This window comes from Streptomyces sp. NRRL F-6492 (assembly GCF_001280125.1).
Classification (GTDB): Bacteria; Actinomycetota; Actinomycetes; order Streptomycetales; family Streptomycetaceae; genus Streptomyces.
The window spans coordinates 1-10,165 of the sequence record NZ_LGEG01000045.1; the positions used below are offsets into that span (position 1 = coordinate 1).

Annotated in this window: 8 protein-coding genes; 2 read left to right on the plus strand and 6 right to left on the minus strand. The window is 73.2% G+C overall.

The genetic code is table 11. The annotated features are described in order from the left end of the window. Positions 1-79: 79 nt before the first annotated feature. A complete protein-coding gene (locus ADL08_RS06160) occupies positions 80-733 on the minus strand; it encodes a TetR family transcriptional regulator (RefSeq protein WP_053641029.1) in 654 nt (217 codons plus the stop codon). Between the two features lie 119 nt (positions 734-852). On the opposite strand from ADL08_RS06160, the gene ADL08_RS06165 reads away from it, so the two are divergent. Beyond that, positions 853-1,647 (plus strand): SDR family NAD(P)-dependent oxidoreductase, encoded by a 795-nt coding sequence (locus ADL08_RS06165; protein ID WP_053641030.1) that lies wholly within the window; start codon positions 853-855, stop codon positions 1,645-1,647. A 93-nt stretch (positions 1,648-1,740) separates the two neighbouring features. Here ADL08_RS06165 and ADL08_RS06170 read toward each other — a convergent pair whose 3' ends face one another. Next, complete coding sequence (locus ADL08_RS06170) at positions 1,741-2,262, minus strand: DUF4240 domain-containing protein (RefSeq protein WP_053641031.1); 522 nt, start codon at positions 2,260-2,262, stop codon at positions 1,741-1,743. A gap of 99 nt (positions 2,263-2,361) precedes the next feature. On the opposite strand from ADL08_RS06170, the gene ADL08_RS06175 reads away from it, so the two are divergent. Next, positions 2,362-3,300: an SDR family oxidoreductase gene (locus tag ADL08_RS06175; protein WP_053641035.1), complete on the plus strand. Its 939-nt coding sequence runs from the start codon at positions 2,362-2,364 to the stop codon at positions 3,298-3,300. 22 nt (positions 3,301-3,322) lie between these two features. Here the strand turns inward: ADL08_RS06175 and ADL08_RS06180 are convergent, their stop codons facing one another. The 4 genes from ADL08_RS06180 to sucB form a co-directional block, all read right to left on the minus strand. Continuing rightward, positions 3,323-4,288, minus strand: coding sequence for a helix-turn-helix transcriptional regulator (locus ADL08_RS06180; protein WP_053641032.1), 966 nt, complete (start codon positions 4,286-4,288; stop codon positions 3,323-3,325). Between the two features lie 45 nt (positions 4,289-4,333). Further along, positions 4,334-7,048 (minus strand): pyruvate dehydrogenase (acetyl-transferring), homodimeric type, encoded by a 2,715-nt coding sequence (aceE, locus tag ADL08_RS06185; protein WP_053641033.1) that lies wholly within the window; start codon positions 7,046-7,048, stop codon positions 4,334-4,336. Positions 7,049-7,390: 342 nt separating this feature from the next. Next, positions 7,391-8,014 (minus strand): GntR family transcriptional regulator, encoded by a 624-nt coding sequence (locus ADL08_RS06190; protein WP_030205765.1) that lies wholly within the window; start codon positions 8,012-8,014, stop codon positions 7,391-7,393. A 130-nt stretch (positions 8,015-8,144) separates the two neighbouring features. Beyond that, complete coding sequence (sucB, locus tag ADL08_RS06195; protein WP_053641034.1) at positions 8,145-10,007, minus strand: 2-oxoglutarate dehydrogenase, E2 component, dihydrolipoamide succinyltransferase; 1,863 nt, start codon at positions 10,005-10,007, stop codon at positions 8,145-8,147. Positions 10,008-10,165 lie beyond the last annotated feature (158 nt).

The window sequence follows — 10,165 nt, forward strand, 5'->3', positions numbered from 1 at the left end:
CCCCGTAACCCTGCTCGCCCCCCCCGTCACTCCCTCCCGTCACTCCCTCCCCGTCACCCCCTCCCGTCACCCCTCCCCGTCATTCCCTCAGCAGTCCGATTCCGCCGGTCAGTTCGCGCAGGCAGCGGGCCGCCAGGGCCGCCGGGGAGCCCTCGCCGCGCACCGGCGGCTCGTCCCCCGGCTCCCCCTCCGCCCAGCTCTCCAGGGCGATCCGGATCGCGTCCGTGGCCGCCGCCGCCGCGAGCCGCACCTCCAGCGGGTCGGCGTCCGGACCCGCGAGCCCGGCGAGGACCTCGCGCAGCCGCTCCTCGGACTCCTGGTTGACCCGGTACCAGACGGCCCGCAGGGCGGGGTCCCCGGCGGCCGCGCGGAGCAGCCCCCTGGTCCCGCGCAGCTCCTCCCCGGCCTCCGCGTCCGCCGGGGTCAGCGACGTGGTGACGGACCGCTCCAGGGCGGCGGCCAGGGGCGTGCCCGGGGCGGTGGCGGCGAGGCCGGCCCGCCAGCGGTCGGCGCCGCCCGCGAGGAGCGGGGCGACGGCGTCCTGCTTGGAGCGGAAGTAGCGGTAGAAGGTGCGCAGCGCGACCCCGGCCCGCAGGGCGATGTCCTCGGCCGTGGTGCCGTCCGGGCCGCGCTCGGTGAACAGCTCGACGGCCGCGCGGGCGATGTCCAGCTGCGTGGCGGCCTTGCGGCGCTCCGTCAGGGAGGGGGCCCGGGAGGGCGTCGTGTCGCTCACCCGCCCAGCGTACGCCCGCGCCTGCCAGGTGTGCGCATCATGCAGACATGGCAAAACGTGCCACTTGGGCGTACGGTGACAGCGATCCACCGGAGAGCCCGACGTCGAGAGGCCACCCCATGAACCAGCCCACCCGTTACGAAGGACGCCGCGCGCTCGTCACCGGCGGCGGCTCCGGCATCGGCCAGGCCACCGTCCTGCGCCTGCTCGCCGAGGGCGGCCGGGTCGTCGCCGCCGACATCAGCGAGGACGGCCTCAAGGACACCGCCGACAAGGCCGGCGCCGCCGCCGTCCGCCTCACCACCGTCCTCCTGGACGTCACCGACGAGGCCTCCGTACGGGCCGGCGTCGCCGCCGCCGTCGAGGCGCTCGGCGGCCTGGACGTCCTGGTCAACGCCGCCGGGATCCTGCGCTCCTCGCACACCCACGAGACGCCCCTCGACGCCTTCGAGCAGGTGATCCGGACCAACCTCACCGGCACCTTCCTGGTGATACGCGAGGCGGTCCCGGCGCTCCTGGAGGGCGAGGGCCCGGCCGTCGTGAACTTCTCCTCGACCTCGGCGGCGTTCGCCCACCCGTACATGTCCGCCTACGCGGCCAGCAAGGGCGGCATCCAGTCCATGACCCACGCGCTCGCCGCCGAGTACGCCGGGCGGGGCATCCGCTTCACCGCCGTCCAGCCGGGCTCCATCTCCTCCGGCATGACCGACGGCACCGGCGCCAGCCGCCGCTCCGTCGGCCCCGGCCTGCCCGCCGACGCCGACATGGCGCTCTTCGCGAAGCTCGCCCCCGCCCTCGGGCAGGGCTTCGCGGGTCCCGAGACCGTCGCGGGCGTCGTCGCGATGCTGGCGAGCGAGGACGGGCGGTTCATCACCGGCACCGAGGTCCGCGTCGACGGCGGCACCCACTTCTGAGCCCGCCGGGGAGCCGGCCGGCCCCCGCGATCCCGCCCGGGAGCCGATCCGGGAGCCGATCCGGGAGCCCGTCCCGGAGCCGACGGGTCCGCGTCACCCCGCCCCGAAGCGCTCCCACAGCCGGGGGAAGCGGACCGCCAGGGCCTCCTCGTCCGCCAGGTCGAGGGGGGTCCCCAGCGGCTCGCCCCCCGGCATCGGAATGCCCAGGTCCGGGGTCTCGGCGCCGGTCAGCTGCTCGTACGCCTCGTCCGCCGCGAAACCGATCTCCTCGCCGTCCCCGTCGATCTCCACGTCGAAGTCGTCGAGCAGCTCCGCGAGCGCGTCCGGATCGTGCACGGCCCCCTCGTACACCTCCCGGCCCTGGCCGATCAGCCAGCAGCGGAAGGAGTCGAACGCCTCCTCGCCCGCCCCGTCGAACAGCACGGCCGCCGCGCCCCACAGGTCCCAGAGGTACGCGCGGTTGTAGCGGGCCTCGAAATGGCGCGCGTAGTCGAGCACCGAGTCGGGGTCCAGCCGGGTCAGCCTCTCCACCAGCAGGTCCGCCTGCTCCTCGGCGTCGCCCTCGGCGTCCTCCCGGGCGGCGTCGATGATCTTCCAGAACTCGGTCTCGTCCATCACGGGACCAGCATCCTGCCCCGGCGGGGGCGACGCACCCGGAAAGCCCGAAATGAATCCGGACAGAAGGTGTCGTACTTTCCTGCCAGGGTGAAGACCATGACCACCGAGACACCTGACAGCAAGCCCCTGCGCGGACGGATCTGCCTGGTCGCCGGGGCCACCCGGGGCGCCGGGCGGGCCATCGCCGTCCAGCTCGGCACCGCCGGAGCCACCGTCTACGTGACCGGGCGCACCACCCGCGAGAAGGTCAGCGAGGTCGGCCGGACCACCGAGACCATCGAGGAGACCGCCGAACTGGTGACGGCCGCCGGCGGCGAGGGCGTCGCCGTCCCCACCGATCACCTGGAGCCCGAGCGGGTGCGCGCCCTGGTCGAGCGGATCGACCGCGAGCGGGGCCGCCTCGACGTCCTCGTCAACGACGTCTGGGGCGGCGAGCACCTCGTCGTCGCCGGCTTCGGCAAGAAGATCTGGGAGGTGGACCTCGCCGACGGCCTGCGCATGCTGGAGCTCGGCGTGAAGAGCCACCTGATCACCAGCGCCGCCGCCACCCCGCTGCTCACCCGCCACCCCGGCGGCCTCCTCGTCGAGGTCACCGACGGCACGCGGGAGTACAACGCCACCCGCTACCGCGAGAACGTCTACTACGACCTCGCCAAGAACGCCCCGATCCGGATGGCGTTCGGCCTCGCGCGCGAACTGGAGCCGGCCGGCTGCACGGCCGTCGCGCTCACCCCCGGCTGGCTCCGCTCGGAGCAGATGCTGGACCACTTCGGCGTCACCGAGGACAACTGGCGCGACGCCGCCGAGAAGCTCCCCGACTTCGCCGTCGCCGAGTCCCCGGTCTACGTCGGCCGCGCGGTCGCCGCCCTGGCCGCCGACCCCGACCGGGCCCGCTGGAACGGCCGCTCCCTCTCCAGCGGGCAGCTGGCGAAGGAGTACGGCTTCACCGACGCGGACGGCTCGCGGCCGGACGCGTGGGGCTTCATCGTCGCCAAGGAGACGGACGAGGACGTGTCCGTGGACGACTACCGGTAGGCACGACTACCGGTAGGCACGACTACCGGTAGAGCCGCCCCAAGCCCCGCGCCGCCTCCGCGAACCGCTCCCGGAGCGCGGCCGGGGCCGTCACCTCCGCCTCCGGGCCCAGGCCCAGGAGCTGCGCGAAGGCGACCTCCTCGTTCTCCACGCGCAGGGTCGCCCGGAGGCGGCCGCCGGCCTCGGCGGTGGCCGCCGCGAGCGCCTCCTCGGCCGCCGCCCGGTCCGTCACGTACGGCAGCCGCCGCGCCCCCTCCTCCGTCAGGAGCAGCACGGCCTCGGCCCGCAGCAGGGAACGCGCGAACTCGTGGGAGCGGGCGGACCAGAAGGCGGGCAGGTCGAACTCGGGGTCCCGCTCGAAGCGTTCCCCGCCCACCGCCACCGCCGTGAACCGGTCCACCCGGTACGTGCGGAACGAACCGTCCGTCCACGCGCACGCGTACCAGACGCCCGCCTTCAGGACGAGCCCGTACGGCCGCAGCTCCCGCTCCACCTCCGTGCCGTCCCCGCGCCGGTAGCGGACCCGGGCGCACCGGTCGTCCCAGACGGCCTCCGCGAGCGCCGGCAGCAGCTCCGGCGTCACCGGCTCCTGGTACCAGCCGGGCGCGTCCAGGTGGAAGCGCTGGGCGGCCGTGCGGGGCGCGTCCCGCAGCGACGGGAGCAGCGCCGCCGACACCTTCAGCCGGGCCGCCGAGGCCGCGTCCTCCAGGCCCATGTCCCGCAGCGCGCCCGGCAGTCCGGACAGGAACAGCGCCTCGGCCTCGCCCCGGGCGAGCCCGGTGAGCCGCGTGCGGTAGCCGTCGACGAGCCGGTAGCCGCCGGAGCGGCCCCGGTCCGCGTACACCGGCACGCCCGCCTCGGAGAGGGCGAGCGCGTCCCGGGCGACCGTCCGCTCCGACACCTCCAGCTCGGCGGCGAGTTCGGCCGCCGTCATCGACGGGCGGGACTGGAGCAGCAGGACCAACTTGATGAGGCGGGCGGCGCGCATGACTCCATCATGCGTGCCGCCCGCCCCGTCGGAACCGCAGGACCCCTACAGGCCGTAGCGCTCGCGCGCCTCCTTCACGGCCGACGCCTGCACCTCGCCGCGCCGCGCGAGCTGCGCGAGCGCCGCGACGACGATCGACTGCGCGTCGACGCCGAAGTGGCGGCGGGCCGCGTCACGGGTGTCCGAGAGGCCGAAGCCGTCGGCGCCGAGCGAGGACCAGTCCTGCTCGACCCACTGCGCGATCTGGTCCGGGACCTGGCGCATGTAGTCGGAGACCGCGAGCACCGGGCCCTCGGCGCCCGCCAGGGCCTCGCGGACGTACGGGATCCGCTCCTCGCCGCGCAGCAGCGCCGCGTCCGCCTCCAGGGCGTCGCGCCGCAGCTCCGTCCAGGAGGTCGCGGACCACACGTCGGCGGCCACGCCCCACTCGGCGGCGAGCAGCTTCTGCGCCTCCAGGGCCCAGTGGATGGCCGTGCCGGAGGAGAGCAGCTGGATCCGCGAGGGGTTCGCGGGGAGGTCGACCCCGGCGGACTCGGCCGTGTTGAAGCGGTACAGGCCCTTGACGATGCCCTCGTCGATCCCGGCCGGCTTGGCGGGCTGCGGCATCGGCTCGTTGTAGACCGTGAGGTAGTAGAAGACGTCCTGGTCCTCGCCCTCGGCGGCCTCGCCGTACATCCGGCGCAGACCCTCCTTGACGATGGCCGCGACCTCGTAGGCGAACGCCGGGTCGTACGTCAGGGCCGCCGGGTTGGTGGCCGCGATCACCGGCGAGTGGCCGTCGGCGTGCTGGAGGCCCTCACCGGTCAGGGTGGTGCGGCCGGCGGTGGCGCCGACGAGGAAGCCGCGGCCGAGCTGGTCGCCGAGCTGCCACATCTGGTCGGCGGTCCGCTGCCAGCCGAACATCGAGTAGAAGATGTAGAACGGGATCATCGCCTCGCCGTGCGTGGAGTACGCGGTGGAAGCGGCGATGAAGTCGGCCATCGAACCGGCCTCGGTGATCCCCTCGTTGAGGATCTGGCCGTTCTTGGCCTCCTTGTAGTACATCAGCTGGTCGCGGTCGACCGGCTCGTACGTCTGGCCCTTCGGCGAGTAGATGCCCAGCGACGGGAAGAGGCTCTCCATGCCGAAGGTGCGGGCCTCGTCCGGGACGATCGGGACCCAGCGCTTACCGGTCTCCTTGTCGCGGATCAGGTCCTTCACCAGGCGGACGAAGGCCATGGTCGTGGCCATCGACTGCTTGCCGGAGCCCTTGTCGAAGGCGGTGAACGCCTTCTCGGCCGGGGCCGGCAGCGGGGCCAGCGGGTGGACGCGGCGGGCCGGGGCCGGACCGCCGAGCGCCGCGCGGCGCTCCTGGAGGTAGCGGACCTCGGGGGAGTCGGCGCCGGGGTGGCCGTAGGGCACCTGGCCGTCGGTGAACCGCGCGTCGGAGATGGGCAGTTCCAGGAGGTCCCGCATGTTCTTGAACTCGTCCGTGGAGAGCTTCTTCATCTGGTGGTTCGCGTTCTTCGACGCGAAGCCCTCACCGAGGGTGAAGCCCTTGACGGTCTGCGCGAGGATGACCGTCGGCGCGCCCTTGAACTCCAGGGCGGCCTTGTACGCGGCGTACACCTTGCGCGGCTCGTGGCCGCCGCGGGAGAGGTGGAAGCACTCCAGGATCTTGTCGTCGCTCAGCAGCTTCGCCATCTCGGCGAGCGCCGGCTCCTTGCCGAAGAAGTCCTGGCGGATGTAGGCGGCGTCGCGGGTCTGGTACGTCTGGACCTGCGCGTCCGGCACCTCGCGGAGGCGGCGGACCAGGGCGCCGGTGGTGTCGAGCGCGAACAGCTCGTCCCAGGCGTTGCCCCAGAGCGACTTCACGACGTTCCAGCCGGCGCCGCGGAACTGGGCCTCCAGCTCCTGCACGATCTTGAAGTTGGCGCGGACCGGGCCGTCGAGGCGCTGCAGGTTGCAGTTGATGACGAAGGTCAGGTTGTCCAGGCCCTCGCGGGCCGCGAGCGCGAGGGCCGCGGTCGACTCGGGCTCGTCCATCTCGCCGTCGCCGAGGAACGCCCACACGTGGGAGGCGGAGACGTCCTTGATGGCGCGGTTGGTCAGGTAGCGGTTGAAGCGCGCCTGGTAGATCGCGGAGAGCGGGCCCAGGCCCATGGAGACGGTCGGGAACTCCCACAGCCAGGGGAGGCGGCGCGGGTGGGGGTAGGAGGGCAGGCCGTTGCCGCCGGACTCCTGCCGGAAGTTGTCGAGGTGCGCCTCGTTCAGGCGTCCGTCGAGGAAGGCGCGGGCGTAGATGCCGGGGGAGGCGTGGCCCTGGATGTAGAGCTGGTCGCCGGAGCCGGGGGCGTCCTGCGACTCCTTGCCCTTGAAGAAGTGGTTGAAGCCCGTCTCGTACAGCCAGGCCGCGGAGGCGAAGGTGGCGATGTGGCCGCCGACGCCGTACTTGGAGCCGCGGGAGACCATCGCGGCCGCGTTCCAGCGGTTCCAGGCGGTGATCCTCCGCTCCATCTCCTCGTCGCCGCCGAACTCGGTGACCGAGGGCTCGGCGGAGGTGGGGATGGTGTTGACGTAGTCCGTCTCCAGCAGCTTGGGGAGGGCGAGGCCCGCGCCCTCGGCGTGCTGGAGCGTGCGGCGCATCAGGTAGGCGGCCCGGTGCGGGCCGGCGGCCTTGGTGACGGCGTCCAGGGAGGCCGCCCACTCGGCGGTCTCCTCGGTGTCACGGTCCGGGAGCTGGTCGAGCTCGCTCGGAATCTTGCCTACGGGATCGGTCATGATCGCCGCCTTCCGGACAGGTGGGGGTGGAGATGGGCCCTTGTCTGGCAGGACAGGGCGAAGGGCCGGGTGTGGCCCGCCGAAGACTGTAAACCGGCGATCGATGATCGATCAAAGGGTGGAAGGCGAAAACCTCTCCAGATCGAGAAAGTCGGCACAGGGTGCCGCGAAAAGGGGCACCCGGTGCCTTGTTTTCGCAGGTGAGAGCGGTTTTCTGAGGGGGTGCGCGCACGGATGAGCGGGCGTGCGGGCGCGAAGAAGCGGGCGTACGGATGCGAAGAAGCGGGCCCACGGGCACGAAGAAGCGGGCCCCGGAAGGGACCCGCTCGTGTTCCCGTACGGTCAGGCGCGCGGCGCGCAGCCCAGGACGTGCGCCTTCACCAGGGCGCCGATGTTCGGGTCGCCCCGCCGGAAGGCCTCCACCAGCTCCTGGTGCTCCTCCGCGTACGACTTCTGGACCGTGCCCAGCCAGCGGATCGAGAGGGCCGTGAAGACCTCGATGCCGAGCGTCTCCCAGGTGTGCAGCAGCACGGCGTTCCCCGCGGCCTTCACCAGCTCCCGGTGGAAGGCCACCGTGTGCCGCACCTGCGCCGTCCCGTCCGAGGCCGCGTCCGCCTCGTACAGGGCCGCCACGTGCGGCTCCAGGGCCGAGCAGTCCGCCGAGAGGCGTCCGGCCGCCAGCTCGGCCGCGATCTGCTCCAGACCGGCGCGTACGGGGTAGCTCTCCTCCAGGTCGGCCGCGGTGAGGTTGCGGACCCGGACGCCCTTGTTGGGCGCCGACTCGATCAGCCGCAGCGACTCCAGCTCGCGCAGCGCCTCGCGGACCGGGGTCTGGCTGACCTCCAGCTCGGTCGCGATCCGGCGCTCCACGATCCGCTCGCCCGGCTTCCAGCGGCCGCTGACGATCCCCTCCACGATGTGCTCGCGGATCTGTTCGCGCAGCGAGTGGACGACGGGGACGGTCATGAAGGGCTCCTCGGGGAGTGTTGACCCTTAGACAATACGGCGGCGCCCCCGTCCGGAAACACTTCCGGACGGGGGCGCCGCAGGTGAGGCTCGTTACGTTGCGGCCGGGCCGGAGCCCGCCCGCACGCGGCTACAGGCCGAGGTCGACCTCGAACTCGCCGGCCTCCAGGATCGCCTTGACGGCCGTCAGGTAGCGGGCGGCGTCGGCGCCGTCCACCAGACGGTGGTCGTAGGACAGCGCGACGTACGTCATGTCGCGGATCGCGATCGTCTCGCCCAGGTCCGGGTGGTCGATCACGACGGGACGGCGCACGGTGGCGCCGATGCCCAGGATGGCGACCTGGTTCGGGGGCACGATGATCGTGTCGAACAGCGCGCCGCGCGAACCGGTGTTGGAGATGGTGAAGGTCGCGCCGGCCAGGTCGTCCGGCGTGATCTTGCTGGCGCGCACGGCGCCGGCCAGCTCCGCGGTCTTCTTCGAGATGCCGGCGATGTTGAGGTCGCCCGCACCCTTGATGACCGGGGTCATCAGACCCTTCTCGGAGTCCACCGCGATACCGATGTTCTCGGTGTCGAAGTAGGTGATCGTGCCCTCGTCCTCGTTGATCCGGGCGTTGATGACCGGGTGGGCCTTCAGCGCCTGGGCCGCCGCCTTCACGAAGAACGGCATCGGGGAGAGCTTGACGCCCTCACGGGCGGCGAAGGCGTCCTTGGCGCGGGCGCGCAGCTTCATCAGCTTGGTGATGTCGACCTCGACGACCGAGGTCAGCTGGGCCTGGCCGTGCAGCGCCTTCATCATGTTGTCGCCGATGACCTTGCGCATGCGGGTCATCTTGACGGTCTGGCCGCGCAGCGGGGAGGTCTCCAGGGACGGAGCCTTCGGCGCGGCGGCCGGGGCGGCGGCGGCCGGAGCCGGAGCGGCCTTCTTGGCCTCGGCGGCCGCGAGGACGTCCTGCTTGCGGATGCGGCCGCCGACGCCGGAGCCCTTGACGGAGCCCAGGTCGACACCGTTCTCGGTGGCGAGCTTGCGGACCAGCGGGGTCACGTAGGCGCCGTCCTCCGACGACGCCGGGGCGGCCGGGGCGGACGGAACGGGGGTGACCACGGCCGGGGCGATCGACGGGGCGGCCTGGGCCGGAGCCTGGGCGGCCGGAGCCGGAGCCGGAGCCGGGGCCGGAGCGGCCGGAGCCGGGGCGGCGGGAGCGGCCGGGGCGGCCAGCGCGGGAGCCGGGGCCGGGGCGGGCGCCGGAGCGGCGGGGGCGGCCGGGGCCGGAGCCTCCTGCTTCGGGGCCGGAGCGGCCTCGGGGGCCGGGGCCTCCTGGGCCGGGGCGGCGGCCGGGGCCGAGCCCGCGGCGCCGATGACGGCCAGCTTGGCGCCGACCTCGGCGGTCTCGTCCTCGTTGACGACGATCTCCAGGAGGACACCGGAGGCCGGGGCCGGGATCTCGGTGTCGACCTTGTCCGTGGAGACCTCGAGCAGCGGCTCGTCGGCCTCGACGGTCTCGCCGACCGACTTCAGCCAGCGGGTCACGGTGCCCTCGGTGACGGACTCGCCCAGGGCGGGCAGCACGACGTCGGTGCCCTCGGCGGAACCGCCGCCGGAGGCGGCCTCGGCCGTCGGGGCCGGGGCGGGCTGCTCGGTCTCGGTGGACGGCTCGGCCTGCGGGGCCTCCGGAGCGGGGGCCTCCTGCGCCGGGGCCTCCTGCGCCGGAGCGGACTCGGCGGCCGGGGCCTTGGCCTCGGCGGAGTCGCCGGAGCCGTCGTCGATGATGGCCAGCTCGGCGCCGACCTCGACCGTCTCGTCCTCGGCGACCTTGATGGAGGCCAGGATGCCCGAGGCGGGGGCGGGGATCTCGGTGTCGACCTTGTCGGTCGAGACCTCGAGCAGCGGCTCGTCGGCCTCGACGCGCTCGCCCTCGGCCTTGAGCCAGCGGGTGACGGTGCCCTCGGTGACGCTCTCGCCGAGCGCCGGCAGGGTTACGGAAACCGACATGGTTTCAGTTGCTCCTAACGAATTGCGGAAAGTGGTCGTCGCGCCCTGTGATGACGTCAGCGTCAGTCGTGGGAGTGCAGGGGCTTGCCGGCCAGGGCCAGGTGGGCCTCGCCGAGTGCCTCGTTCTGCGTGGGGTGGGCGTGGATGAGCTGGGCGAC